27 protein-coding genes are annotated in these 24,964 nt (G+C 50.3%); 7 read left to right on the top strand and 20 right to left on the bottom strand.

The window, feature by feature from the left end:
* Nucleotides 1-3 precede the first annotated feature (3 nt).
* On the bottom strand, nucleotides 4-231 hold the full coding sequence (locus DCC85_RS05675) for a hypothetical protein (protein ID WP_108464703.1): 228 nt from the start codon (nucleotides 229-231) through the stop codon (nucleotides 4-6).
* A 190-nt stretch (nucleotides 232-421) separates the two neighbouring features.
* On the opposite strand from DCC85_RS05675, the gene DCC85_RS05670 reads away from it, so the two are divergent.
* The 4 genes from DCC85_RS05670 to DCC85_RS05655 are packed head-to-tail and all read left to right on the top strand — an operon-like array spanning nucleotide 422 to nucleotide 3,505.
* Nucleotides 422-1,354: an ABC transporter ATP-binding protein gene (locus DCC85_RS05670; protein ID WP_108464702.1), complete on the top strand. Its 933-nt coding sequence runs from the start codon at nucleotides 422-424 to the stop codon at nucleotides 1,352-1,354.
* 18 nt (nucleotides 1,355-1,372) lie between these two features.
* Entirely contained in the window at nucleotides 1,373-2,245 is an 873-nt protein-coding gene (locus tag DCC85_RS05665; protein WP_108464701.1) for an ABC transporter permease, read from the top strand.
* Entirely contained in the window at nucleotides 2,196-3,284 is a 1,089-nt protein-coding gene (locus tag DCC85_RS05660) for an ABC transporter permease (RefSeq protein ID WP_108464700.1), read from the top strand. The genes DCC85_RS05665 and DCC85_RS05660 overlap by 50 nt, the downstream gene beginning before the upstream one ends.
* A 41-nt stretch (nucleotides 3,285-3,325) precedes the next feature.
* Nucleotides 3,326-3,505, top strand: coding sequence for a hypothetical protein (locus DCC85_RS05655; protein WP_108464699.1), 180 nt, complete (start codon nucleotides 3,326-3,328; stop codon nucleotides 3,503-3,505).
* An 87-nt stretch (nucleotides 3,506-3,592) separates the two neighbouring features.
* Here DCC85_RS05655 and DCC85_RS05650 read toward each other — a convergent pair whose 3' ends face one another.
* From DCC85_RS05650 to DCC85_RS05615, 8 genes are all read right to left on the bottom strand, one after another.
* On the bottom strand, nucleotides 3,593-4,774 hold the full coding sequence (locus DCC85_RS05650; RefSeq protein WP_108464698.1) for a DUF4272 domain-containing protein: 1,182 nt from the start codon (nucleotides 4,772-4,774) through the stop codon (nucleotides 3,593-3,595).
* 307 nt (nucleotides 4,775-5,081) lie between these two features.
* Nucleotides 5,082-5,750 carry a hypothetical protein gene (locus tag DCC85_RS05645; RefSeq protein ID WP_108464697.1) on the bottom strand — a complete coding sequence of 223 codons (669 nt, stop codon included), beginning with the start codon at nucleotides 5,748-5,750 and terminating at the stop codon, nucleotides 5,082-5,084.
* Nucleotides 5,751-5,836: 86 nt separating this feature from the next.
* Nucleotides 5,837-6,535, bottom strand: a complete 699-nt coding sequence (locus DCC85_RS05640) for a DUF4274 domain-containing protein (RefSeq protein ID WP_108464696.1) — start codon at nucleotides 6,533-6,535, stop codon at nucleotides 5,837-5,839.
* 51 nt (nucleotides 6,536-6,586) lie between these two features.
* Nucleotides 6,587-7,213, bottom strand: coding sequence for an SMI1/KNR4 family protein (locus tag DCC85_RS05635; RefSeq protein ID WP_108464695.1), 627 nt, complete (start codon nucleotides 7,211-7,213; stop codon nucleotides 6,587-6,589).
* Complete coding sequence (locus DCC85_RS05630; RefSeq protein WP_442789534.1) at nucleotides 7,213-7,617, bottom strand: hypothetical protein; 405 nt, start codon at nucleotides 7,615-7,617, stop codon at nucleotides 7,213-7,215. The genes DCC85_RS05635 and DCC85_RS05630 overlap by 1 nt, the downstream gene beginning before the upstream one ends.
* Nucleotides 7,617-9,278 carry a DUF6138 family protein gene (locus DCC85_RS05625; RefSeq protein WP_108464693.1) on the bottom strand — a complete coding sequence of 554 codons (1,662 nt, stop codon included), beginning with the start codon at nucleotides 9,276-9,278 and terminating at the stop codon, nucleotides 7,617-7,619. Before DCC85_RS05625 ends, DCC85_RS05630 begins: the two co-directional genes overlap by 1 nt.
* Before the next feature lie 46 nt (nucleotides 9,279-9,324).
* On the bottom strand, nucleotides 9,325-10,002 hold the full coding sequence (locus tag DCC85_RS05620; RefSeq protein WP_108464692.1) for a hypothetical protein: 678 nt from the start codon (nucleotides 10,000-10,002) through the stop codon (nucleotides 9,325-9,327).
* Between the two features lie 273 nt (nucleotides 10,003-10,275).
* Entirely contained in the window at nucleotides 10,276-11,691 is a 1,416-nt protein-coding gene (locus DCC85_RS05615) for a glycoside hydrolase family 1 protein (protein WP_108464691.1), read from the bottom strand.
* Between the two features lie 357 nt (nucleotides 11,692-12,048).
* Here DCC85_RS05615 and DCC85_RS05610 point away from each other — a divergent pair, with 357 nt between their 5' ends.
* Entirely contained in the window at nucleotides 12,049-12,798 is a 750-nt protein-coding gene (locus DCC85_RS05610; protein WP_108464690.1) for an MORN repeat-containing protein, read from the top strand.
* 68 nt (nucleotides 12,799-12,866) lie between these two features.
* Here the strand turns inward: DCC85_RS05610 and DCC85_RS05605 are convergent, their stop codons facing one another.
* Nucleotides 12,867-13,445 (bottom strand): GNAT family N-acetyltransferase, encoded by a 579-nt coding sequence (locus tag DCC85_RS05605; RefSeq protein WP_108464689.1) that lies wholly within the window; start codon nucleotides 13,443-13,445, stop codon nucleotides 12,867-12,869.
* A 210-nt stretch (nucleotides 13,446-13,655) separates the two neighbouring features.
* Here DCC85_RS05605 and DCC85_RS05600 point away from each other — a divergent pair, with 210 nt between their 5' ends.
* Nucleotides 13,656-14,033, top strand: a complete 378-nt coding sequence (locus DCC85_RS05600; protein WP_108464688.1) for a PilZ domain-containing protein — start codon at nucleotides 13,656-13,658, stop codon at nucleotides 14,031-14,033.
* 34 nt (nucleotides 14,034-14,067) lie between these two features.
* On the opposite strand, the gene DCC85_RS05595 is transcribed toward DCC85_RS05600, so the two are convergent.
* The 9 genes from DCC85_RS05595 to DCC85_RS05560 all read right to left on the bottom strand — a co-directional run bounded on the left by DCC85_RS05595 (nucleotide 14,068) and on the right by DCC85_RS05560 (nucleotide 22,024).
* Nucleotides 14,068-14,703 carry a restriction endonuclease gene (locus DCC85_RS05595; protein ID WP_442789522.1) on the bottom strand — a complete coding sequence of 212 codons (636 nt, stop codon included), beginning with the start codon at nucleotides 14,701-14,703 and terminating at the stop codon, nucleotides 14,068-14,070.
* Between the two features lie 23 nt (nucleotides 14,704-14,726).
* A complete protein-coding gene (locus DCC85_RS22895; RefSeq protein ID WP_159081797.1) occupies nucleotides 14,727-14,870 on the bottom strand; it encodes a hypothetical protein in 144 nt (47 codons plus the stop codon).
* 133 nt (nucleotides 14,871-15,003) lie between these two features.
* A complete protein-coding gene (locus DCC85_RS05590) occupies nucleotides 15,004-15,819 on the bottom strand; it encodes a hypothetical protein (protein WP_159081796.1) in 816 nt (271 codons plus the stop codon).
* Between the two features lie 168 nt (nucleotides 15,820-15,987).
* Nucleotides 15,988-16,266, bottom strand: coding sequence for a hypothetical protein (locus DCC85_RS05585; RefSeq protein WP_108464686.1), 279 nt, complete (start codon nucleotides 16,264-16,266; stop codon nucleotides 15,988-15,990).
* A 39-nt stretch (nucleotides 16,267-16,305) separates the two neighbouring features.
* A complete protein-coding gene (locus DCC85_RS05580) occupies nucleotides 16,306-17,349 on the bottom strand; it encodes a sensor histidine kinase (protein ID WP_108464685.1) in 1,044 nt (347 codons plus the stop codon).
* Entirely contained in the window at nucleotides 17,346-18,023 is a 678-nt protein-coding gene (locus tag DCC85_RS05575; RefSeq protein ID WP_108464684.1) for a response regulator transcription factor, read from the bottom strand. The genes DCC85_RS05580 and DCC85_RS05575 overlap by 4 nt, the downstream gene beginning before the upstream one ends.
* Nucleotides 17,953-19,818 (bottom strand): ABC transporter ATP-binding protein, encoded by a 1,866-nt coding sequence (locus DCC85_RS05570; protein ID WP_108464683.1) that lies wholly within the window; start codon nucleotides 19,816-19,818, stop codon nucleotides 17,953-17,955. The genes DCC85_RS05575 and DCC85_RS05570 overlap by 71 nt, the downstream gene beginning before the upstream one ends.
* 597 nt (nucleotides 19,819-20,415) lie before the next feature.
* Nucleotides 20,416-21,051, bottom strand: a complete 636-nt coding sequence (locus DCC85_RS05565; RefSeq protein WP_108464682.1) for an RNA ligase family protein — start codon at nucleotides 21,049-21,051, stop codon at nucleotides 20,416-20,418.
* A 13-nt stretch (nucleotides 21,052-21,064) separates the two neighbouring features.
* Complete coding sequence (locus tag DCC85_RS05560; RefSeq protein WP_108464681.1) at nucleotides 21,065-22,024, bottom strand: AAA family ATPase; 960 nt, start codon at nucleotides 22,022-22,024, stop codon at nucleotides 21,065-21,067.
* 306 nt (nucleotides 22,025-22,330) lie between these two features.
* On the opposite strand from DCC85_RS05560, the gene DCC85_RS05555 reads away from it, so the two are divergent.
* Nucleotides 22,331-23,392 (top strand): suppressor of fused domain protein, encoded by a 1,062-nt coding sequence (locus tag DCC85_RS05555; RefSeq protein ID WP_108464680.1) that lies wholly within the window; start codon nucleotides 22,331-22,333, stop codon nucleotides 23,390-23,392.
* 176 nt (nucleotides 23,393-23,568) lie between these two features.
* Here the strand turns inward: DCC85_RS05555 and DCC85_RS05550 are convergent, their stop codons facing one another.
* Entirely contained in the window at nucleotides 23,569-24,867 is a 1,299-nt protein-coding gene (locus tag DCC85_RS05550; protein ID WP_108464679.1) for an MFS transporter, read from the bottom strand.
* Nucleotides 24,868-24,964 lie beyond the last annotated feature (97 nt).

Raw genomic sequence — 24,964 nt, 5'->3', positions numbered from 1 at the left:
TACTTACGGGACAGCTTCTAAGGCAAACTCCGGCTGATAAATAAACCGCCCTTCTGTATCCAAGATCAGAAGCCAGGGCTTGGCATGAGCTACTCCAAGCGCCGACCCCATCATTACAGAGGTCACATCCTCGAAATATAGGCCTTCACTAGATTTATAAAAGACATCCAGCAGCTGCTCTGCTTCCCCCGGATCAGCTTGAATACTAAGCAACCCTATATTCCAAGCCAAAATAAAATCCCTCCCTTCTTATTCATCATTTCTTCGATAAGTCACACCACATAGGCAGATTATGACGAAAGTCATACTCGTACACTCGCTAAAGTCATACAGCAAACAAGTACTTTCGTGAATAGGAGAACCCCGTCCAAAGCCTTACACTTATAAAACAACAAGTTCATTTCGCAGGAGGACACTGTATATGCTCAAACTGATTCACCTCACCAAGCACTATGGAGATCGAACCGTAGTGAACGACCTCAACCTGCATGTTCAACAAGGTGAAGTTCTGGGACTGCTTGGCCCGAACGGGGCCGGGAAATCAACAACGGTATCTATGATCTCAAGCCTGCTCTCCCCTAATCGCGGAGAGATTTGGATCGGCGGACACAACCTGGCCGCAGAACCGAGAGCAGCCAAACAAATCATGGGCATTGTGCCTCAGGACATCGCACTATACGATACGCTCTCAGCCAAAGACAATCTATCACTATTCGGCAGCCTATACGGCCTTTCAGGAGCAGGTCTGCGCCGCAAAGTGGATGAGGTGCTCGAAATGGTCGGACTCCTCGACAAGAAGAATCAGGATGTCCGCGAATTCTCTGGCGGCATGAAGCGCCGGGTAAATATCGGAGCCGCGCTAATGAACGATCCGCAGCTGCTGATTCTCGATGAGCCCACCGTCGGCATTGACCCCCAATCCCGCAATCATATTCTGGAGACGGTCAAGAGGCTCAATCAGGAGCGGAGGATGACCGTAATCTATACCAGTCACTACATGGAAGAAGTTGAGTATCTGTGCAGCCGCGTGGCCATCATGGATCACGGACAGCTCATCGCACTTGGCACTAAGGAGCAGCTGAAGCAGCAGCTGGGGGCTTGGGATATGCTCAGCGTGGATTATGAACAAGCCGGATCAGAAGCCTTGGAGAAGGTCGAACTCATTCAGGGGGTTGTCCGTATGATGGCCGAGCCGGGCCGCCTTACCCTGTTTGTGAACCCGAAGGAGCAAAATGCCATACATATCCTGGAAGCGCTAAAAGGTCTGGGGCTTACGCTTACGAGCTTCCGCTACGATGAAGTCAATCTGGAGCATCTGTTCCTGCAAGCCACAGGCAGATCTCTGCGGGACTAAAAGGAGGAGAATGCCCAAATGAACCGATTGATTCGCCTGATGCTTCTCGATATAAAGCTGCTGGCCAAATCCAAGGTCTTCTACTTGAAGCTGATCCTGCTTCCTTTAGCCCTGATTCTGATTCTAGGCTCCATGTTCGGAGGGTCCGCTTCTGAGCGCACAGAAGCAGAGAGCGCAACGCAGCCTATTGCCGCTTCTGCTCCATCTGATGTGCCCATAGTCACCTTGCACAGCGGGTCCACAGCGGTGCAGGCACTGCCTTATGAGGCTGCTGCCATGACCGTCTTGTTCTCTATCCTAACCGCATTCGAGCTGGCTCACGGCATCATCCGGGACAAGCAGAATCACACCTTTGCGCGGATTCGCTCTACGCCCACCTCAGGCTATATTTATGCGCTGGGCAAGCTTGCAAGCATGACTCTGGCAATTGTCGTCCAGATGCTGGTCGTAATCATCGCCAGCCGTCTCATCTTCGGCGTCAGATGGGGGAATTGGGCAGATGTCCTGCTCATCGCCTGTATGTACGGGCTGGCTATTGGAGGCATTGTACTGTGCTTCGGTTTGGCTGCCCGGGATCATACCCAAATCTCCAGCTTTGCTACACCCATTCTCTATGGCTTCGGATTTCTCGGCGGCAGCTTTATTGATAAATACAGCCTGCCTTCCGGGCTGCAGACTCTACAGCAGCTTCTACCCAATGGTAAAGCAATGAACGCATTTCTAGCCATGTTCCAGGGTGGAACCTTGGCGGATATCTATAAGGACTTACTGATTCTTGCCGCTATCGGTCTTATCTTTTTCTTGGCAGCCCTATGGCTTATGAACGGAAGGAGGATTCCCCATGCAAACCCTGTATCTCATCGGCAAGCAGCTGAAGTTGATGCTGAATAATCGTCTGGCCTTTCTTATGATCATCGCCGCCCCGCTCTTGCTGACTTATCTATTTACCTCAGCAGAGCAAAATGGAACGGTAAAGCTGTATGCCGCTGATGCGGATCAGAGCAAGGCTTCCAGGCAGCTGATCCAGCAGCTGGAGCAGTATTCTGAACTCAAGCTCACCTTGCTGGATAGCGATAAGCTTGAGGCCGCCGTTGAAAAAGATCCCAGGGCTTGCGCCCTTAATATTCAGGCCGGATTTGCTCGCAGCTTGCAGTTTGGCGGAGAGGCCAAGGTAGAGATTTGGCAGAACGAGGGCAGCTCCCTAGGGGCCAAGATTAGGCCCTATATTGAGAAAGAGATGGCCTACCTCCGCGGAGCAGGCTCCAAATCTGATTTAATCCAAGCTTCAGAAGATGATCATGCTGGCCATGCTCACCAGGCCGCCGGGCAGCGGCTTAACGCCTTCATGGTGATGTTCCTCTGGTTCGTCGTGATGCAGAGCTTCCGAACTCTGGTTGACGAACGCGAAAATGGGCTGACCGCAAGATTGCTGGGGCTCCCCATAAGCTATACAAGATACCTGCTGTCCAAGCTAGTCTCAGCTTATCTGTTCGGCCTCCTTAACATTGGTGTAGTCATGCTGGCCGGATATTGGCTGTTCCATATTGAGTTCACGAATTCCATAGGAGTAGCGATCTTCGTCTGGAGCGCTTATCTGCTAGCCCTGTGCGGCATCGTCATGCTGCTTGTCCCGCGGGTTCGAAGCCACCAAAACTTCACAGTTCTCGGCTCAGCACTGATGGCTGTTGCCGGACTTCTGGGAGGATCTTTCTTTCCCATAGACAGCTCCGCTCCTGAATGGATCCAGGCCATTTCCCGGGTAATTCCGGGGTACTGGGCGCTGCGAAGCATCAATAAGACTAATGTGACAGCTGGCAGTGAGGTCTCGAATACGATCTGCATCCTTGTGCTAGCCGCTATAGGTATTGCTGCCATATGCCTGTCTCTATGGAGCATTAGACACCGGCTTCAAGCCCAAAAATCAATCTGACGGCCCTCTTCCCAATACAATCTTGAACAAAGGAGAACCTTATGAACGCCATGCTACTGCTTAGTATCGCCGAGCTGCTTGCCGGCATGCTTATCAATATATTTATCGGAAAGCTTGCCAAGTGGATCTTCCGCAAGGACGGGACCTCCTCGCGGCTTCCTCTCCGGGTGCTCGGTATCTATTTGATTATCAACGGCGCCTCAAGAATTTTCCATATTTAATCCATACGACAGCCGGCCTTTTTAAAGGAATGGACACTGGCTGCCGTATTTTTTATTACTGCTTATCCCCAAATGCCCTTCAACCGTTTAGGTATCTGTACGCACATCATCCCAATCTTGACCCATGTAGCCGATCAGCCAGTTCAGCGCCCGATGCCGTTCGTACACGACCCCGCCATCAAGTCCGTAAGGAGCAGGCTGTCCATGGATTCGCGCATCTACACACAGCCAGTCATAGCGGTAGATTAAATCCGCTGCATCCAGAATTTCCGTCGTGCTGCGCAGACGCGAACCTTCCACCAGTGCCTCAAAGTTTTCATACTGCTGCAGTCTGGAGACCGCCAGTGGAACATCGCATACGCTTGTCGGGTCGCCAATCTCCTCTACCTGCCCGAGCGCCCACAGCATCACCCAGAACCCTTCATAACACCAGGAATACTGCATAGCCTCGGCCTCTTCGGCAAGGTCGTTATCAATAAACTTCTTCTCTTCAGGTGAAAAGAACGCTGCCGCCCCATACTGTCCAATGACCCGATGAACGAGCTGTCGGGTATCTTCCGGGCTCTCGCCGGAGCAGACGCACTCGCCCTTCAGAGAGACGATGCATAGAGCCACGGCACGCTTGGCGGCTTCCTGCAGAGAGCGAATGCTGCTGGCCGCCTCATCGCCGAGCCTTCCCGGCATAGGCGGCATCCGTGTAACGCCTCTTGCGGCCAGCATTTCCTCCGAGCGCTGCTTCCGCTTGGCCCCGGATTCCGTCAGGGCGTCCTCTGCATGCAAATAGCTTGTATGAGCCGTCACGGTATAGTCTGCCACCTCGGAATGGCCGTCTGTATCCATCAGCAATCTGCCCTTGGGGTCCAGCAGCTGACCGCCGCCCCAGAACATCAGCCCGTCCAACGGTTCGATTATTCTAAGTAGTTCTGCAAAAAAGGCATCCGAAATGTCTTCTTCCGTCTCGATCCCAATCACCATGTTCAAAGTGCTGATCTTGATTAGCAGCTTCTGCTGGACAAGCTCATTCTCAGCCTGAATCTGGCTGAAGAAGCCGCCCATTCCGTTAACCATAGCCTCGAATTCCTCAGGGCTTGTCTTGCTGGTCATAATATTGAAGCCCTTGATCTTCTTGCTAAACCATCCTCCGCTAATGACTTGAATCTTCGTCTTTGTATCGTTCACGGTAATTTTGTCTTTCGGATATATGGATTTAAGAATATCCACAACTTGATCGAGATCAAAGGTTGAACTGTAAAGCGCGCAGTTTCTCATGCTGGTGCTCCTCTCCACATGCTTCTTCTCTTTATTTTTTATATACGAAATTTATCGACTAACTCTAGGGATGCGGTTCATAAAGGCCGATCATGATACTCGCTCGTGATCCGAAAAATTAGACGCGTAGCGCTGCACCCTGCTCTTGATCGCCTCACCACCGCACATTTTCACCCAGGTGATCTGTGTATAATTCATCGGAAGAACCGTAATCACAAGAAATATAGACAGAGCAGGTACAAGCCCCTGGACATAAACCTCCCTATAATTCTAGGGCAGTCCTCCTTCTTAAGCTAAAACTGCGGGCTTAAGCCAGGCCGAGCTTCTCAAGCTCATTCAGCGCGTCATGCACATTTCTGCCGGGCGAAAGAGCAGCCACCATCTCTTGATCCACCTTAGCTCCACTGAAAATTTGCTCAACGATCTGAACGGGAAGCTTCATATCATCAGCGTAATACCCCTGTGCCCAGTTGATATAGCTCTCAGCGCTCTTATGAAGATAACCTAGCAAGAAGTTGGCTCCCCCATCGGCTTCTCGGGGATCGTCCAGCGTATCCAATTCCGCCCAATCCCCGGCCAGCCACTCCGGTTCATTCCTGTTTTGCCAAATGCAAAAGGTAACATCCTCCAGCTCCCAAGTGTCGCTTCCATCTTCCAGCAAAGCAAACAGTGCCTTCGGCACCTCATCATACATGCCTGGCCAAACCTCTCCATCGTCCCGAGCATGCGGGCTCAGCGAAGATTCATGATCGAAGCCCTTCAGAATACACCCTTCTTCTGCAAATAAAATGAAAAGGTCATCTCCAGCTCCGTTCTCAAGTATTCCAAGATCCACTCCCGGCCGCCAATTCGGTTCATAACGATGCACACGCAGCCATTCTTCCTCACATAGAATCACATCCAGTGCAGCCAGAATGCGCAGCTGCTTGTGCAAGCTATGAGGTTCCGGCAGCTCCGTCAAGGTCCAAGTTCTCATGTTGCAGATCGCCTCCTCGAAAGAGGGGAATGCAAATACAGTGTTCCGCATTCCCCTCTTATCGCTATATGTATCTTCCGGCAAGGCTAATTGTTATATAATCGTTCCTTCAGCCCGGCCGCCAGCTCTCTCCACTCGGGGCCCTCCGGTCTCCCTGCAATCTCCGCCTCAATTTGTTCCAGCCAGTAATCTCCGTCCAGCAGTTCATACATATCCAGGAGTGTAATTTCCACACAGGCTGGGTTCTTAAAAACCTTCAGCATCGGTAACGGCCCATCATCCCAGTTATAGCTGTTCACAACAGCATGCAGCAGAACCGGCGATTCCAATCGGCTGAGCTTGGCGCAAAGAACCGCCTGCGATTCCTCATAGAGCAGGTCGTCAAGGATCGCTTCTTCTTCCTCGGTAAGCGTCAAGCGGACCGCCCCTGTGGTGCCGAGCAGTAGATCGGCCAGCTCCTTGTTCGGACGCGCCATATTCCAGGCTGTCGCAAGTATTCCCTGCGGAGAATCAAGCTTTGCGCCCGCCTTAAGCAGCTCGGCTATAGCCTCCATTTGCTTGAACTTCACCGCCTTCTTAAGCGCAGTGTCCCCAAGCTTGTCCTCTGCCTCTAGGTCGGCCCCCTGCTCGATCAGCAGACGGATCGCCTCGACCGGCAAGCGGTTTGTCAGAAGCAGCATCAGCGGTGTTCTTCCCCGCTCATCCCGCTCGTTCACATCCAGCTCCGCCGCAGCCCGGCGGACTAGATCCAGATCTTTGGCTTTGCCCACTTCCGTCCAGTTCATCTGCCGCTCCCCCCTTTTCTAAATTCCTATTGGCTATTGGTCTTCCTCTTCTTACATTTCCTCTTCCTCAAGCTCCTCCATTGACCGGTCAAGCCATGTTTCATACCAGTCCAGGAAAGTCAGCCGTTTTTCATTTTCAAAATAATGATCCGGATAGATCCCGTTATCATTGGACCGGTCATCGACCCAGATTTCGCCATAAGACTGTCCGTTTACGACCAAATTAATCGTTATCCCGCAGCCAAAATTGCTTATGGCCAGCAGGCCTGCAGACTTGTCTGTGCTGAAATAGAATCTCTCCTGCTCAGCCCAATCCTCCTCGCCAAGTGAATCTTCATCCCAGCTCCTCTCAAAGTTCCACGCTTCGGTATAAGGAAATTCGCCGGATACATTATTCAGCTCACTAGGATAATCCAGATCGATATATACTCCATCATCTGGTCGGACCAGTCCGTAATAAGGTCCGGCTCCGCCTGATCCCACATGCAGCAGAAAAGCCTTATATTCCTCCGGCAGCTTAATCTTCCAAGCCTCCTCGAAGCGTGCCACCTCTTCAGTGCTCCAGACTGGAGCCATTTGATACTTATGTGTCTGAGAGCCGAACAAGGAGAATTCGCTATCCGCCTCTCTGAGCTGGTGCAGCTTGGATTGTATACGTTCGATCTGCTGTGTATACATCACTTCTCCCCCTTTGGATATACCCATTCTAAGATTAATGATCTTACGGTCTCTGCATGGCTCTTAGATAAGGAGCATACCAGGACCAGTTCGTTCTTTTCATTCGCATCTAACCAGTGCTCAACACCCTCTAGTGATTCAAGCGGTTCCAGAATGATTCTGACCGATTTACCACTTGAAATGGATTTCGCCGAGAAGATCGGATTGGCGTCCCTTACCCTCGTTCCATTGGCGAAGCAGGTTTGGTAATAGGGAATAACCCAATCGCTCTGATCCCCTTCCATCAGCAGATTTATAAACGCAGAAACGAAAGTATTTTCCAACTCTGAATAGGCCTGTTCATCAGTTAGTGCTCTCTCAAGGTCCATCCCGATCCCTGTCCCTTCATCTCCATCATCCTTCATCAGCAAAGCTGTGCCAGCTCCTCTAGCCGGTCCTTAAGTAGGCCCCCCGCCTTCTTCGCGGCCTGAGCCAGCTTCTTCTCCCCGCCAAAGATCCGGTAGATCACCGTCTCCCGCTCGTAATCCTCCTTCTTTTCAAGCGATCGAATCAGCGCTTCTGCCAGCTCCGGTGTATCGATCTGGACTGTTTTAAGCGGCCTTGCCCCTTCACTTGCGCCAAGCAGGATGGAGACTAAGGTAGGCATATGCTCTTCAGTAATACCCTGTGCTTCAATGAATGCTTCCGCGTATCCGTCCTGAACAGACTGATGCTCGTTATCTACCAGCTCCATATAACGGCAGACAAGCGGGAAATACTCCCGGCTGTACAGCCCCAGACCAAACACCGCGTAGGTGCCAGGCATTACAGATTTCTCAGAAGGCTCGACATCTTCATACCATGCGAATTCTTCCATCGCCAGCTCCGCATATTCGGCCAGAAGCGGATATAGCCCCGGATACTGAAGGGCATTTGCAAAAAATTGATGCAGCTTGGACTTTGCTATTTTCTTCAGCGGAAGGAACTGCTTCACAGTGCTCTTCAGCTTAAGCTTATAGCCCTTCGGGAACCCCTGTCCAAGCAGCTCATTGATATAGAGAAGAGCCTCACAGTAAGCCCCCTCCTCCTCAGACTTGATCTGAATTTCGATCAGCTGCATCACGTCATTGGATCTCGCGGTCATCAGCTCGCTCTTCCGCTCACCCTCAAACCGGCCGCTTCCCTTGCGCAGGTAGTCGGCAGCCTTAACGGACCCCAGCTCAGCAGCCAGCTGCAAATACTCCTCGCGCACCGCAGGCTCCTGCGGTCCAATCTTCAAGGCCGCATACAGGAATAGCTCCATTTCGTCCGGGTAGACACCAGGTCGCTCAGACTCCACTTTTAGCTCCCACTTATTCGAATAATTCCCGGTATCTGTGTAATAGCGCTTGAGAAATTGCTCTTCAGCCCAATTCTTCATGGCCGCCGTATATTGATAGTTCCAATGACTGAGACGCTCAGGGTAACCTTGCAATTTGGCGCTCAGTTGTTCAATTGCCGGGGCGATCGCTTCAATCCTCAGCTCGGTCAGATCGGGATTGAACAGATGGTTGGCGAAGAAAAATTCATCCTGCTCTTTCGGAATCACCGGAAGGGGAGCGTAGATTTTTGTCTCCAAAAACTCATTCCAAGTCTGTCTAAGCGCTTGAAGCCTCGTCTCACTAACGATCCGCTCGCTATGCTGAAGGGTGGAGCTTTCTCTCTGGAACTCAAGCACCAGCTCAAATTGATAATCAAAGAAACGGTCCCCGTATGTGTCAGATAAGAACACCGGTAACACCTTCTCGCGCAGCGCGGGGAAAAATTCAGCGATCAACAGTTCATCGCTTAACTCTTCTATGTAATCTCTTGCTTCCAGCTTGTACGAACTGTCAGACCAGGAGAACGGCTCATGAACATCTATCGCAATGTTCCCCGACCTAAAGTTCAGTTTGCCTTTCCTCCAGGCGACCCTTAAATAATCCATCATTCCGCCCTGGAGACGGCTCCTATCAGGCAATTCATCTATTCTCTGCTTCTCCCGGCCATAAATGGCCGTGACTTCAGTCCATACATCCTCCAAAAAATCGGCTACCGCTTGGTTCAATGCCTATAACCTCCTGTGTCTGAAATGGGGAAATACCGAAGTCTGTCTACAGCTTTCCGATATACAAGGTTTGCTGGGTAATAACTGTGCCATATCCTAATCGGTACAATTCAAAATAAGGGGCAAGCGGATCTTGCCCTCTCACCCCCTGATACCGGGGCCATTGAAGATAATAGGAAACCCAATAATCACAGGCGATAGAATAATAGGCTTCCTTTAATATTTGTATAGCCTCATCGTCATCCGTATGATCGTAGATCAACTCATAGAGCGACTCATCTATCGTCTCATCATGCTCCTCGTATAAAGCATCAAGCCTCCCTTCTCCCACGATGACGATATCCTTCACTTCCTTCAGGGCCGCTATGGCCTCCCCTGCATACTCTCTCTCTCCATGCTCCGTGAACAGTGCAAGCAGTTTAGCCAGCAGCTGTTCTCCGTAATGCAGCAGCACTTCTTGGGAAGCCTCTTTTTTAGATCCATTAAAATAACCAGGCACCGTATTCCCCTTAAAATCCTGAAGATCCAGCATGCCATAAATCGGTAAAATTCGCTCCAGATACTCAGTTCCCCGCTCTAACGGTTCAAAGACCCGCTCCACGCCTTTTCCGCTAGGCATAAAGCTCTGAAAGTAACCGTAAAGGTGATCTGCATCTATTTCTTCTGTTACAGGCTCTTCATCTATCAATTCAAACAGATAGCGAGCATATTCTTGCTGTTCCACTCCCATCCTCCTATATACGCTGAATAGAGTCTTAGAACTATATAAATTAAACTAAAGCTTTGCATTGAACCTCCTGCTATAACGGCGCAATAAGGCCTGTGACATTCATTTCTTTAGTTCATTCTATGTAATTAGTATATTTTAACAACATTTCAGCTTGCACTCAAAGGCACATCTACCCCTGTCCAAATACTCAGTTCAGCACAAAAAAACAGCACCCCGGGTCCTATCCCGAAGCGCTGCCGTTTGCAGTTATATTCTATATTTATCTCATCACTTCACAAGACTTGCCCCATTCGTACGGATCACATCTTGATACCAGTAGAACGATTTCTTCTTGTATCTCTCAAGGCTGCCTGTCCCATCGTTATTCCGGTCCACATATATCAAGCCGTACCGTTTCTTCATCTCGGCGGTTGAAGCACTGACCAGGTCAATACAGCCCCAAGCGGTAAAACCCATCAGGTCAACACCGTCTTCTATCGCTTCACCAACCTGTACGAGATGATCATTCAGGAACTCAATCCGATAATCATCATGAACGGTCTTGTTCCCTTGCTCATCGGTTACCAGTTCATCCACAGCGCCGATCCCGTTCTCCACAATAAAGAGCGGTTTCTGGTAACGGTCATAGAATCGGTTCAGCGCATAGCGCAGGCCCTGCGGGTCGATCTGCCAGCCCCAGTCACTTGCCTTCAAATAAGGGTTAGGAACGCCTGAGAACAGATTGTCCTCACCATTTGCCTGACGCTTAGGATCTGCAGTCTCGCAGATGCTAACATAATAGCTGAAGGAGATGAAGTCTACGGTATGCTTCAGAATTTCTTCGTCTCCCTCTTCAAAATGAATATGGATGTTATTCTCCCTGAAGTAACGATTCATGTATCCCGGATAGTAGCCGCGTGCATGAACATCTGCAAAGAAGTCATTCATATGCTCTGTTTTCATGGTGGCGATCACGTCATTTGGATTCGGCGTCAACGGATAGGTTGGCATGCTGAGCACCATGCAGCCGATTTTGGCTTCCGGCATGATTTGATGTGCAAGCTTCACGGCCAGAGCGCTTGCCACCAGCTCATGGTGAATCGCTTGATAAAGGTCCTGCTTGGAGAGCTCTTCCTTGGGTGTGACAATCCCGCCGTTCATAAATGGAGCTTCCAGAATAGAGTTAATCTCATTAAAGGTCAGCCAGTATTTCACTTTGCCTTTGTAGCGGTTAAACAACGTAGTTACATACCGCTCATAGAAGCCCACCAGCTTACGGTTCACCCAGCCGTTATACTCTCTGGCCAAGTGCAGCGGCGTTTCATAATGAGAGATTGTAACCATAGGCTCGATGCCATGCTTATGACACTCGTCGAATAAATCATCATAGAATTTCAGACCTTCCTCATTTGGCTGCAGATCATCCCCATTCGGATAAATCCGTGACCAGGCGATCGAGGTGCGGAAGACCTTGAAGCCCATTTCCGCAAACAGCTTGATATCGTCCTTATATCTATGATAAAAGTCAATGCCTACAAGCTTCAAATTGTCCTCTGTAGGCACTTCAGTGGGCGGGGCAGCGATCCCTTTCGGCATCACATCCTGTGTAGACACCCCCTTGCCTCCTTCGTTATAGGCACCTTCACATTGATTGGCGGCGACAGCTCCGCCCCATAGGAAGCCCTCAGGAAATGGTGAATTCATGTTATTACCACCCTTCGTTCATTTAAATTCTCTGGTTAATAGAGCCTTCATCCGTTTGAGGTCAGGCTCTATTTTGCCTTAAACTCATAACTTTTAAACTCTGGCTGTTTGTACTAGAAAAAAGAAAAACCTAAACTTTGGGGAGAATTGCGCTCAGTAGAGAACAAATGCTCACCAATCGTTTAGGTTTTGCCTGCCTCGCAGTAACAAGCCATATAACAATTGTGATATATTAGGTTAAATTTAGGTTAACACAGTATGTAGGGATAATCAATGGTAGCCCTTGCTGTACAAGCCCCCCCAATGTTATAAATTAGAAACAGCGGGTAAATTCAACTTGGAAAGGAGCGATTTGTTTTGTTAAATCGCAAACAGAAATGGACTGCTGCCTTACTTTTAACTACTGCATTAACCGTTCCAGCAACAACCGCATTCTTTCTTCCTCAAGCAGACGCAGCTGGCACAGCTCCAGCGAAGACTTCGATCCAGCTGTCAGAAGGAATCTCCTACTATGGAGAGGTCCAGAACAACAAGCCAAATGGGCGAGGCACCATTCATTGGGGAGAGCACAAACAGTATGCCGGGGAATTCAAGGACGGTAAACGTTCGGGCATGGGCAAATATATCAATGAATACGTGGATGCAGATGGGCGTACGCATAAGATCGTGTATAACGGTACATGGAACAATGATCTGATGAACGGTTCGGGAACTCTCACGGAGAAGCGAACTGAAGCTAACGGAACGGTCATCTATCACAGCATCCAAACCGGCACCTTTAAGAACGGAGCATTCCAGACCGGATACTATGTTCAGCATGCCGAAGCCGATCCGGACTATGCCTTTACTTATAAGAACGGGGGCGAGACGCTCTATATTATGGGCAGCAATCAAGACTTGCTTCCGCTTTGGAAGAAGGGACAGCTGTTCAATGTAATCTACCAAAAGGGATCCATTTACAAGGAGTACTGGATGTTCCCAGAAGAGGACGCCGCCAAGGAACGTCAGAGAAAAGCATCCATTAAGTACCTGCAAGGCATCACGGCTAAGGTGAAGCCGCATCTTGAGCAGTTTGAGAAGCTGTCTAAGCAGGTTCCGCTGAAATAAAAGACAGCCGCACTTTCCAGAGAAGGAATGAACCCCTTTAGAAAGTGCGGCTTTTTTGTGCTTATCATTTAAAAATCCGTTCCCCGCACCTTGGCAAATATCATCTCATTCATCAGAACGCCATCCTCATCCCGCTTCCAATTGTGCAGCACTCCTTCGAGTGTAAATCCTGCCCGCCTTGCTACGGCAGCGCTGCGGTGATTGCGGTCATCACAGCGAACTTCAATCCGGTTCGCTTCAAGGTGCTTAACAGCAAAGCCGGTAATTCCATTCACCGCTTCAGTCACCAGGCCTTGACCTGAACGAGAAGTCCTGATCCAATATCCAATCTCAAATCTGCGAGCATCCCAATTGATCCGGTGCAGCCCCGTTGCCCCAAGCAGCTCACCGGTCTGCTTATCACAGAGAATCATCATCATATCGGTGCGATCAAGATAATGCAGGCGGCCGCGGCGCACGACCTGCTCCGTCTCTTCCGGCTCAGGCGTTACTCTCGCGAACGGCATGAAGGGACGCAGCGCCTCAAGGCTTTCCCGGATGGCTGCATTCAGCGGCTTGCCGTCTCCCCATTGCGGCGCCCGGATGAGCAGCCGCTCTGTCTCTAATTGCTCAGGAATATCAAGCATAATTGGGTCAAACTTCGCCATAAATACCCCGCTCCTCTTCATGAGTTGGTATATACCTCTCTACTTATTCTGCAATGACACTGACTTTAAGCCTAAGAATACCTCGCCGTTCCTGTAATTTACCGACTCTAGAAGTCTCTAGAGCATCAACAGAACGAAGCAGGACTTCACAATTTTGCGGAATTTGTCGATAAAGTACGTTATGCACTACTTGTTTGGATGGAGGAACCTATGTCAACTAATCGCAGAAAAACACCCTTTCGTTATGTACTCAAAGAACCGGTTGCCACGGAGATGCACATCATCAGCATCAATGGCGTTCCGGCCCCACCCAAGCCTATTGAGGCTCTTATGCACGATATCAGCAAAACAGGCTGCTGCCTGTCTATTCCCTTGGAGATACACGTAGACCTGAACCAGGTACGTATCAGCCTTAATGTACTGCTTAATGAAGATCCCCTCTATTTCGAAGGAAACCTGCAGTGGGACCGGGAAGAGAAAGGCCGATTCTATTATGGCGTTCAACTCGAGATTCCCGAAGCCGAGCAGGACCGACTTCCAAGGGAGCTGCGAATGCTGGCAGGAGCTCGAAGAATTCTAGTTCTTTAACAACCCTTTAACAACGTCCGGTAAAAAAAACAGCCTATCTGCGCGCTCTCTTGAGCGTCCTTCTTGCAGGGACCGCAGCCTCTTTCCATGGAGATGGAATCAGCTCGGCCTCACGCTCAATCCGGTCCATCGCCTCCTCATAGCAGCCCGACTTGAAGTCGGCAATGAGTTCAATGAGATCGCCCCGGTCAAGCAGCTTTACCCCGTTAACGCCAGCTAGCGTCACACAGGCAGGGGTAAAGCGCGCAGAGGTCAGCACGATAGACCGGCCTGCCTCATAATAACGCATCGACGCGTACACCTCTTGAACCGCGCTGAGACCGATACCGCTATCCTCCTGGTAACGCTTAGCCTGAAGCACTGTTCGGATTCCGTCACGGGCCGTGAAGACCAGATCGGCGCCGAAATCACTGCTGGCTTTCGTCTTATAAACCTCTTCATAACCCAGTTCATCAAAGAACCTGTAAAGATACATTTCAAACTCGGAGCCTTCCATCTCATCAATGTCCTGAATGGTGATCCGGCTGGGATCAAGCTGTCTTCGGCGAATTCGCGCCAGGCGCCGGTTAATCGCCTTAGCCACCAGAATCAATATGATTATGGCAGCCACAGCAGCAATAATATACACCCAGAGCGGTTGTTCGGCTATCATGCTTGTTGTGTTATTCATAGCTGTTCCCTTCTCTATCAGCTCTAACTAGCATCCGCAGGAGGAAGCTCTTGGCGCAACCGTGACGTATCCCCTGCCTGATTAGCCGCCTTAATCATGTTCATAACCTCTTCGGCAAGCTGGAATCGCTGATCCTGCCCCGGCTCCGCCTGAGCATTAAATGCCATCCGCTCTCCATGCCCGTCCTCACAAATGCGTTTACCTCGCCGGCATATCTCTTTCCTTCCTCACGCCGCTTAGCCGCGAGCTCCTCCTGTACCCAACCCAATTCAATCTCCTCCCTCGCTTGAAGCTATTTCCTCATGGAAGCTTGCGTGTCCGCTTCTTCGCAGGCTTAGGATCCCAAGCCACTAATCTTCCCGCTTCTCCTAAGATCCCGTTTAACTTCTCCAACTGATCCATGGGAACCTCCCATAGCCAAAGGTCTTCACTCACTTTAGAGAGCACTCCGTGACCGGAGTCTTTATGTATCCATTCCCTAAGCTCCATCGCTTCGATCTCCAACTTCAAATGCTGTCCGTTCACCAGACTGGCAGGGTATACCATGCGAAGCATCCGGTCCTTATAACGCGCCTGCCCTTCGTAAAGTCCCGGGGTTTCACGCTTCCATGCCATACGGCTCTCATAAGAATACAGACTAACTAGATTATGGCCTCCAGCATAGTAATAAGCATCTGAAATATTGTTCATCTCATAGACGATGCCATAAATAAACTCATGACAGCTCCCAGCCTGTTTTAACCAATCTATGATTCTATCGTAGACCGTCCCTAGCGGAAACTCGCACTCGGCATCAATATGGTAAAAGCTCGCTCCATATTCATCCGTCATATAACCATAGGAAGCGAACCAGGGGGAAGAGCCCTTTCGCTCATTGTAAAGTCTAAAAGCCGTCGCTTCACCGGTGAGGATCTTCTCTCTTAACTCAGGCAATGAGACATCGAATAGATCATGATCCCCCTGATGGTCTCCTGGTACAATGTATTGATAATAGCATGCCCCTGTTATTTCAAGACCCATTGCCTTGAAATAGGCCTCTCCAAGCTCCAGAGCTGCTTTGGCTCCAAGCTGCTCCACATGGTAAATCCCCAATCCTGTACACATGGTTAAATTCACCTGCCCTCCTGCTGAAATAAAATTACTAATATTACACGAAATATAAAAAAGCCCTTACTCCCGTCGCCAAACCACGCCTGTGTCCAAATGGATGATCCCGGCTTTGTCCAAAAAGACACCGTTTCCAAATCTGTGAACACCCGTTTCGGAGATTAGGCTGCCGTCATCCTACTCATCTTCTCCGGTGAAGAAGCTTGCAATCAGAACAATCAGGCCGCCGACAAGCAGCCAGAAACAAAACACCAGTACAATTGCCGAGCCCTCTATCGTCGGGAACATAGCCGTAAGCGGCAGAAAGAGAAGGAGTGGTAGAATCGTCTGAATCAAGCCGTAGATTCTTCTTTTTTTCTTTTGTTTGGATGTAAAAAATATTCCGCACGCCGTAGACAGGGCTGCGGCGATCGTTAAAATCACAATAATGCCGATCTCGGATCCCCCCAAGCTCATAGATTAGGTCTCATTATACAACAAATCCCATTCATTGGGCTAACCAGAGGACTTCGGCAGCTCTAAGGTAAACGTCGTTCCGGCTCCCTGCTGGCTTACGACCTGAATGCTGCCTTCGTGCAGCTCTACGATCTTCTTCACGATGGACAGGCCTAGTCCGCTTCCGCCACCGCTCACGCTTCTTGCCTTATCCGCCTTAAAGAACCGCTCGAAAATATGCGGCAGATCTTCAGGGTCCATGCCGATGCCAGTATCTGAAATCTCCATGCGCACCTTCGTCTCCGTGCTCGAAAGGCGAAGGAGAATTTTCCCGCCTCGTGGCGTGAATTTAATGCTGTTGTACAATAAATTTGTCCACACCTGGCTCATGAGCTCCTCAACAGCAAGGACAGATACCGGCTCAAGCTCGGCTTCAACCTCCAGCTGCTTCCCCTGCCACTGTGGTTCGGCCGCGAGCACCATATCTCTTAGCTGCCGGTCAATCCGATACACCTTCATCTCAAATGGACAGCTGCCGGCTTCCAGCGCCGACAGCTTCAGCAGATTATCGCTCAGCCCGGACAAGCGGGTGCTTTCCGCTTCAATAATATCCAAGTAGTGTACCCTGCTCTCCCGGCTGAGTGTATCTTCCCGAAGCGCACGAGCAAAGCCTCGAATGGAAGTCAGCGGGGATTGAATCTCGTGCGATACGTTAGAGATGAAATCCTGACGCATCGTCTCCATCCGGCTGAGCTCGCTGGCCATTTCATTGATGCTTTCCACAATTTCGCCATAATCATCGTTCTTCTCCAGCACCACATTGAAATCTCCTTTGCCGATCCGGTTCATAGCATCGAGTATTGGCTTATACATAACACGTTCCCATTTGCGAAGCAGCTTGATGCTTAGCCAGGCCAGATTGAGGAAGATCACCATACTGACTATAACCTCCAGAAGCCCGCTCAGATACTCAGAGGAGAGGTGCCCGGTCAGACGGTAAATTTGCCTCAACATTACATAGGATGCGCTCCAGCTGGCAGCAACACAGCCGAAGAATGCCACGAAGACCAGAATCTTTAAGGCAAGCCTTCTCAGCAGTTTCATTCCTGTACCTCCAGACGGTACCCTAGCCCTCTGATGGTGCGGATCGCAAAACCATGCTTATCTGCGGAGAAGCGCTCCCGGAGGCGATTGATATGGACATCAAGGGTACGCTCATTCCCTTCAAAGTCATAGCCCCAGATCTCATCAATGAGGCGATCCCGGGCCAAAGTCTGGCCCGGGTAGCTGCCAAGCTTGAACAGCAGCTCGAATTCTTTAAGCGGAAGGGTCATCTCCTCTTCCTCCGTATGCACCACATAGGTCCCTCGATTCATCTCCAGCCTTCCAATCGTTACACTCTGGGCGGCTGAGATTTGATATCTCTTCAGCAAGGCCTTTACCCGCACAATAAGCACCTGCGGCTCAAACGGCTTCACCAGATAATCATCGGTGCCCAGATCAAAGCCCTTAACAATCTGCGAAGTCTCCCCTTTGGCTGTGAGCATCAGAATCGGAAAGTCATAGCTGCTTCGAAGCTCCCTGCAGAGCTCCCATCCATCCATGTGAGGCATCATTATATCCATAATTACCAGGTCCATGCGAATGTCCTCCAACAGGCGGAGAGCTTCAAGGCCATCAGAGGCGCTGTACACCTCTGCAAAGCCTTCAGCCTTCAAGAACACTGCCACCAATTCGCGAATGTGCGGATCGTCGTCCACGATGAGTATCTTCGCCATCATTTATAATCTCCTCAAGGTTATCTTCCTGCCCCAACGCATCAGAAGCCATTAGCTGAAGCTGCTGGGTTGCATACTCCCGGTACAGACCATGCCTCGCAAGCAGTTCCTCATGCGTGCCTATGCCGGTGATCGTCCCCTTTTCCATAAAAATAATCTGATCGGCATTGACCACCGTAGCGAGGCGGTGTGCAATGACAATTGTCGTTCGGCCGTTCATCAGGTTAGAGAGCGCCTTCTGAACGACAGCCTCCGATTGGCTGTCTAGGCTAGCAGTGGCCTCATCGAGCATCAGAACCTTAGGATCGCGCAACAGAGCCCGCGCAATAGCAATCCGCTGACGCTGCCCGCCGGACAGCTTCACCCCGCGTTCTCCCACGTCCGTGTCAAAGCCTTCCGGCAGCTCACTGATAAATTTATCGGCATAAGCCATAGCCGCTGCCTCTCTTAGTTCCTGCTCGCTGAACTCACGTGCAAGCCCGTAAGTCAGGTTCTCCCGGATCGTTCCGGCCAATAACGGGCTCTCCTGGGAGACATAACCGATCAAGCTTCTCCAAGAGCGTAAGGAGAAGTCCTTAACCGGCTGTTCCCCCAGCCGAATGACTCCCGACTCCGGCTCATAGAAGCGTTCCAGCAGCGAGAAGAGCGTAGTCTTGCCGCCGCCGCTGGGTCCGACGATCGCCGTGACCTGGCCCGGCTGCATTCGGAAACTGATATCTTTAAGCACCCGATCTCCATCCTTATAGCCGAAGGAGACATCCTCCAAGGAGATCACGCCTTCTGCTCCGGTAGCCTCACGTTCCCCTTCGTACACTTCTTCCTCAATAGACAGGGTTTCAATGATGCGCTCTGACGCTCCCTTTGCCTTCTGAATTTGCGTAAAAAAGGTAGTCAACTGGGTAAACGGCATCACCACTTGAATCAAATAAAGCAAGAAAGCCACGAGCTCCCCTGCGGTTAGCGCGCCGGAAGATACCTGCATGCCCCCATAGCCAATAATGATGACCAACAGCATCATGAACACGAAGGAGACGAGCGGGCTGATCAAGGCATTAACCTTGCCCTCGCGAATGCCGTAGGTGAACAGGTTCTGAATCCCACGCCCGCCAGCCTCGTATTCTTGTCTCTCCGCACCAGAGGCCTTAACGAGCCGGATTTCGGACAGCACGTCGCTCAGCTTCGCCGTAAAAGAAGCCGTCTCATCCTGCATCCCCAGGGAGATTTTGTACATCTTCTTTCCCAAGGGAACAAGAATAAGCGCTGAGAGCGGCAGCACAGTGAATAGGATTAGTGTCATTTTCCAGTTTAAATAGAACAGCACGGCAATGGAGCCCACAATCGAGATAATCCCGGTAAATAAGCTGGCCAGATGTTCGGAGATCAGAGACTTGATGATCCCTGTATCATTGGTCATACGGCTGACGCTCTCGCCGGTGCGGTTATCGTTGTAATAGGATACGGGAAGCACCAGGAGCTTCCGCCATAATCGGTCCCGCAGACCAGCAACCATCTTCTGACCGACATAATTAAGCAAATAGATAGCTATGCCTCCAGCAATGGTCTGGGCAATAAAGGCCGCTGCGATGCCTACAATCTGCATCCGACTGACCGAAGACAAGGCAAAGCCGTCCACTAAATTTTTAGTAAACAGAGGAATAACCAGGCTCACCAGCGTAGAAATCACGCTCAAGACCAAAGCAGTAGTCAGCATTGCGTAGGAGGGCCGGGTCTCCTTAAGCAGCTTTAGAAACGGCCGTACAGCCGAATTCGGCGTGCTCACAGTTGATTGGCTCATATCAAATCCCCTTTTTCAAATAATCTTACGGAAGAGCAGCCCCCAAGTCACACGGCCCTGCCGATAACTCCATATTAGCTTTGTCATGTAAACTGGAGTTAAACGAATGCGGTCGCCGCTTCAAAATGAAATAACAAGTCCAGCCAGCCACGATCCGTGACTTGAACAGCATAAGTACTTGCATGGTAACTATAATCAATGAGCGTCCTTCTGAGTCAAACTCGAATAATGGGTCCTCTTCCAGCACCTTCATCCATCTTGTATTCACTTCGAATCCGGGTTAATATCGGCTCTATAACATTCATTTATTTAGTTCATTCTATCTATGTATCTTAAATGGCTGGCCAAATTAAATATAATCATATTGAAAATGTGATAATACGTCATTATTAATCGCTAGGAAAACGATTACTTGTCGTTGGTTAAATTCTACATGAAATCAAACGATTATAGGGTATGAAAAAGAGGGATTTAAGAGGCAAAGCTAAAATACGGAGTATGAAACACAAATTCCTTGAAGATGACTGCCTTAGCCATTACATGATACTCATTCCTTTCATAGAAATATAAATAACCGCTTAACTTAATTCCGTTCTACTACTTCGCTAACCCATTTGGTTCAACCGGCTTGCTCAGCCAGTGCTCATCCGTCTGCACATGGTTCTTACGTACAAACTTGGCGAGACTCTGCTTGAACTCATCATACGGAAATGCATCTGCCAGCCGGACTACATATCCTTCCTGCTCACCGCCACATACCGATTTACCAGTATAGCACTCCTGCCGAATAAGCGTCTCATCCCACGGCCCTCTATATAACACTGGGACTGTTGGAAGGCCTAGCTCCTCCGCAAGCGCTTCGGTATCCCCCCAGGATAAGCATACATTGCGATCATCCCAAATCGAGAATAACATGAAATAACTTGGCAGCTGCTCGTACCTGATCGAGTGCTTGGCATATACATTCTCCCCGCAGAGCCGGAAGCCTTCAGGTATCCTGTACTTGATCCCGGCGTGAATCGTCTTCACCACATGTCTGGACAAATGATCCTTACTGTCGATGGATCTCGCATGGATATAGTCTAGGTACATGGTTGTATTTTCCCCGTCCATTTTCTCGGTGACTACCACCTCTTTGCCCTCGAACGCCTTCACATCCCTTAGGATCTTATCATCGTCCGTATAGCTTCTGGACCAGGGAAGATGCATGGTCTTAGGGTATTTCATTAACATCTCTCTCACCTCCTTATTTAGCATACGAATCCGCTTCGGCGAAAAAATACAGCTCTGAGAGCATCTCAGGCCCGAGCAGATGATAAATTCTGGAGGCCCCTGCATCTTTGCCGTGCAGAATTTCCATATGCATGCTTACCAGGTTCACTACATGAAGAATGAAGTCATTGTCATACTCAAGCTCCTTGAGCACATGGCAGGCAATGATGGCCGACACATGCTCATGACCATAGTACGAGTAGTATCCCCGGCTCGCCTTCCACACCTTGCTAAGCGGCTTGCCTGCATCATGGAACAGGGCGGCCAGCTGCAGCTCCAGCAAATGCTCCCCTTCATAGAAGGTGTTGATATAGTCCAGCACTGCAAAGGTATGCTCAGACAAGCTCTTGGAGTGATAGGGATTCTCCTGATCAAAGCCGACCATATCGCGGAAATAACCCACGCCGGCCAGTGCCGCAAAGAGCTGATCATGTCCCGGCTGCCTGGACAGCAGTTCCTCCAGCTGTTGCCTAGCAAGCAAGAGCTTCTGGTTATTATGGGCAATGTGAATGGCTTCGAAGCCTTCGCCCTGCACTGGAAACTCGAATCCCCGCGCATATTTCAGCAGGATACGCTCTGGAATCTTCCGCTTCCGCTGCGAAATTCGCTCTGCCGCAAGCTCATAGGGGGCGTCAAGCACATGACATTCTACCGGAAACGCGCTAAACCTCTTCAAAAATTGAAGTCTACGGCTGCGTTCCGTATTGGTCGCATCGAACACCACATTTCTTCCCGCTTGAGCCGCCTTGGCAATTTGCTGAAATGCATGGTCATATACCGCATAAGTATCCTTCTGCTTCAGTTCGCTGCCAAACAGCTCGCCACGAATAGCATCGGTAGAGACAATAACGGCCCGTGCTTCCTTAGCCAGCTGCTTGGCATAGTGCGTCTTGCCGCTGCCCGGGATGCCTGACAGCATCATAATCTTGTTCACTTTTTTCTCACCTCCTTAGGAGAGGTACTTCTTCATAGTCTATCATATTCTCAGCAATTTCCAAAAAGCCAAGCGAACATGTGTTGTTCCAATATAAGGGCTGCTTGAAGCGAACTCAATAGAGAAAATATATAGAATGAACTAAAGAAATGAACGTTATAGGACAGTATTAGGCCGTGATAACAGAAAATTCAATGTAAAACTTTAGTTCAATCTATATAGCTATACTTATTATTCTATGAAATTTGAGCACGTCCAGATTTGATGTTAAAATATCTCCCAAATGAGCATGGGAGGAATTAGGGAATGAGTGAAGAAGCTGGAACTGCGGGCTGGGATGCAATAGATACGGCCCTTCAGAAGATATACGGCGATCAGGAGCCGAAGCATTACGGAACGATGATTTCCTATATGCTCGGGGGACCTGATCCATTGGATGGAATTAGTGTATACGAGGTGAACGACCCGGTCCCCCATTGGCATTTTGTGACCTATGGCTTCTCCGAGCTATATGATAAAGAATCTGACAATGCCGAATACAGTGGATACGGCTTTGAACTTACGCTGCGCCTGAGCCGGCCAGCTGGCGAAGAGGAGCCGCCGGGCTGGGCGCTGAATTTGCTGCAGAACATGGGGCGGTATGTGTTTAATAGCGGCAACATCTTCAACAGCGGAGACTATCTGGATGCCAACGGCCCTATTTGTTTGGGTTCTCCTACCAAGCTAACAGCATTGGCATTTACGGACGATCCCTTCCTACCACAGATCGATACTCCTAACGGGAAAGTAGAGTTTCTGCAGATGGTGGGCATTACCGGGGATGAGCTTGAAGCGATGCAAATCTGGAATACTAGCGGTGTTCTTGCTGCCTGCAAGGCGCAAATGCCTCTATACATCACCGATTTGATGCGTGACTCTGTTCTTGAGCAGGAATCGGTAGCGGAAAGTGTACGCCTCGGCAGCGAGAGTGAAGGTTCGAGCACAGGCTTCCTGGCTGTAGATCAGCTGGCGGCAGAGCGGATCAAGAAAGGGTTCTTCAAAGGATCAGCTGATGAGATCACGCTGGGCGCCAAGCAAGCAGGCATCATTGGCAAGCTGATCACAGGCCGCATCACGAAGGGAAGATCCCTCTCCCTTGTGGGTAAAGGCGTTCAGGTCATTTTTGACCCCGCAGATCAACCCGGCTTTGAGCGGGAAGAAAGCGGCATCAGAATCAAGCTGAATGATGCCGCTGTCACAGAGCTTGCCCGGCATCTCAAGCCGGTCGCGGGGACGTTCGAGCTCAGCGCGATTAAAGGGCTTAGCTTCCAGATCATCCCTACCCAGATCAGGGACCAGGAAGGCAATGTCGTAGAAACGATCGGTTAGGAAGAGCGGCCTCTTGGTCGCTCGGGCAGGGCTATTTTCGCCGAAGCTAGCGTATGAATGGGCTTCGGCGAAGCTTAGCAGCCGCCTGGTTCTTCCATCTTGGTCCACCGATTGGTTGTAGATACAAGACCTAAGATCTAAACGGCCGCTTCCTATCGTTCTTATCATGCCCCTTGTCAGCGTGTTGGTGAACTGGGAAGGGGCTTCTCCTCCCTCTCTTTTCTCCGGGCATGTCCCCTCCCCACGAACCAATAGAGCGCCAGCAGCAAGGCACTTGCTGCATATCCAAGGCCGCCTAACCTTCCTACGGTTCTAGGATCGAACCATTCCAGCAGAACTCCCGCACCCAGCATGGACAAGCCCATTAGTGCGCCTCCCAAAGCGGCCAACAGCCCAAACATCGGACCCTGCCGCTGCTCAGGCAGCTCACGCATCAGCGCGGTGTCCAGACAGGCATTACCAACCCCTCCGGCAAAGGTAAGCACCAAATATATGCCGCATGCGGTCCACAAGGCGGGTGCCGCACTCATGAGTATCATCAGAATCCCCTCAAGCATAAGGCAGCCCATGGCTCCCCAGATGACCGCCTTCCTGCCCTTATCTATAAATCTTCCTGCAAACATGCTTAATATTAGGCCTGTACCGATGGCTCCATACATCAGCCCCACCCCCAGATCGCCTGCGCCAAATACCTGAATGGCATAAACGCTGATCAGCACATTCTCCAGGCCATTGAAAAGCGGGACAAGCAGCTCAAATCCCAGCGCAATTTGCACCACAAGGCTGCCGGCGATCAGTGCACCCAAGCTTGTGTATGAAGCACGGTTTGAGTCCTGCGTCTTCATCTGCTTAGCGTCCGCTTGTCCCTTCGTCCCCTCTTCCTTGTTAAGAGGAGTGAAGTTAATCCGATAAATAACGCCAGCCGTCGTTAGAAAGGACAAGGCATTTAGAATAAATGCCCAACTGGAGCCAAGCCACAGTGAGACCGCTCCGCCGGTCACGGCGCCAATGACAAGCACACAGCCTGTCAAAGCCTGCTCTAAGCCGTTCACGGCCAGCAGCTCTTCGAGCTTGACCAGCAGCGGTACCGCCGATTTGCGAACAGGAGCATAAAGAGCCTCCCCCGCTGCCAAGGCCATGCTGGCTGCATAGACAATCCACACATCTTCGGCCGAGCGGACAAGCAGAAAGGACAGTGCAAAAGGGACGCGCAGCAGGTCAGCCGCCACCATAATCGCCTTGCGCGATAGCTTGGATGCAAGCATTCCCCCAACGGGCGCAAGCAGCAAATACGGTACAATGCGGAGGCCCATCGTCAAGCCAACCGCCATCCCGGAGCCGGTAAGGTTAAGCAGCAGGGACAGCATAGCCACTTGGCTAAACCGGTCCCCTATCCCGTTAATGATTCCTGCAAGAAATAAGCCGGCATATCCCTTTCTCCTGCGAATCACCGTAAATGCCGAATGGTTTGACATTTCAGTGCCTCCTCGTGTTTAGGTTTATCGCTAATTATATAAACATCAAATTAGATTTATATTTAATTAGATGATAAATTAATCCACTTGGTAAAGC

The sequence above is a fragment of the Paenibacillus sp. CAA11 genome (assembly GCF_003060825.1).
In the GTDB taxonomy this organism is placed as follows: domain Bacteria; phylum Bacillota; class Bacilli; order Paenibacillales; family Paenibacillaceae; genus Fontibacillus.
The sequence above is the reverse complement of the archived record's forward strand: the minus strand, read 5'-3'. Positions and strand labels throughout refer to the sequence as shown.

What these genes read in the sequence shown, in the direction of transcription:
- DCC85_RS05550 (WP_108464679.1), bottom strand. Translation starts at nt 24,867, where the DNA reads ATGTCAAACCATTCGGCATTTACGGTGATTCGCAGGAGAAAGGGATAT.
- DCC85_RS05665 (WP_108464701.1), top strand. Translation starts at nt 1,373, where the DNA reads ATGAACCGATTGATTCGCCTGATGCTTCTCGATATAAAGCTGCTGGCC.
- DCC85_RS05670 (WP_108464702.1), top strand. Translation starts at nt 422, where the DNA reads ATGCTCAAACTGATTCACCTCACCAAGCACTATGGAGATCGAACCGTA.
- DCC85_RS05585 (WP_108464686.1), bottom strand. Translation starts at nt 16,266, where the DNA reads ATGAGCTTGGGGGGATCCGAGATCGGCATTATTGTGATTTTAACGATC.
- DCC85_RS05630 (WP_442789534.1), bottom strand. Translation starts at nt 7,617, where the DNA reads ATGAAGGATGATGGAGATGAAGGGACAGGGATCGGGATGGACCTTGAG.
- DCC85_RS05595 (WP_442789522.1), bottom strand. Translation starts at nt 14,703, where the DNA reads ATGAATAACACAACAAGCATGATAGCCGAACAACCGCTCTGGGTGTAT.
- DCC85_RS05600 (WP_108464688.1), top strand. Translation starts at nt 13,656, where the DNA reads ATGTCAACTAATCGCAGAAAAACACCCTTTCGTTATGTACTCAAAGAA.
- DCC85_RS05570 (WP_108464683.1), bottom strand. Translation starts at nt 19,818, where the DNA reads ATGAGCCAATCAACTGTGAGCACGCCGAATTCGGCTGTACGGCCGTTT.
- DCC85_RS05605 (WP_108464689.1), bottom strand. Translation starts at nt 13,445, where the DNA reads ATGGCGAAGTTTGACCCAATTATGCTTGATATTCCTGAGCAATTAGAG.
- DCC85_RS05645 (WP_108464697.1), bottom strand. Translation starts at nt 5,750, where the DNA reads ATGAGAACTTGGACCTTGACGGAGCTGCCGGAACCTCATAGCTTGCAC.
- DCC85_RS05580 (WP_108464685.1), bottom strand. Translation starts at nt 17,349, where the DNA reads ATGAAACTGCTGAGAAGGCTTGCCTTAAAGATTCTGGTCTTCGTGGCA.
- DCC85_RS22895 (WP_159081797.1), bottom strand. Translation starts at nt 14,870, where the DNA reads ATGGCATTTAATGCTCAGGCGGAGCCGGGGCAGGATCAGCGATTCCAG.
- DCC85_RS05660 (WP_108464700.1), top strand. Translation starts at nt 2,196, where the DNA reads ATGCAAACCCTGTATCTCATCGGCAAGCAGCTGAAGTTGATGCTGAAT.
- DCC85_RS05575 (WP_108464684.1), bottom strand. Translation starts at nt 18,023, where the DNA reads ATGGCGAAGATACTCATCGTGGACGACGATCCGCACATTCGCGAATTG.
- DCC85_RS05655 (WP_108464699.1), top strand. Translation starts at nt 3,326, where the DNA reads ATGAACGCCATGCTACTGCTTAGTATCGCCGAGCTGCTTGCCGGCATG.
- DCC85_RS05635 (WP_108464695.1), bottom strand. Translation starts at nt 7,213, where the DNA reads ATGTATACACAGCAGATCGAACGTATACAATCCAAGCTGCACCAGCTC.
- DCC85_RS05555 (WP_108464680.1), top strand. Translation starts at nt 22,331, where the DNA reads ATGAGTGAAGAAGCTGGAACTGCGGGCTGGGATGCAATAGATACGGCC.
- DCC85_RS05615 (WP_108464691.1), bottom strand. Translation starts at nt 11,691, where the DNA reads ATGAATTCACCATTTCCTGAGGGCTTCCTATGGGGCGGAGCTGTCGCC.
- DCC85_RS05650 (WP_108464698.1), bottom strand. Translation starts at nt 4,774, where the DNA reads ATGAGAAACTGCGCGCTTTACAGTTCAACCTTTGATCTCGATCAAGTT.
- DCC85_RS05640 (WP_108464696.1), bottom strand. Translation starts at nt 6,535, where the DNA reads ATGAACTGGACGGAAGTGGGCAAAGCCAAAGATCTGGATCTAGTCCGC.
- DCC85_RS05565 (WP_108464682.1), bottom strand. Translation starts at nt 21,051, where the DNA reads ATGTTAATGAAATACCCTAAGACCATGCATCTTCCCTGGTCCAGAAGC.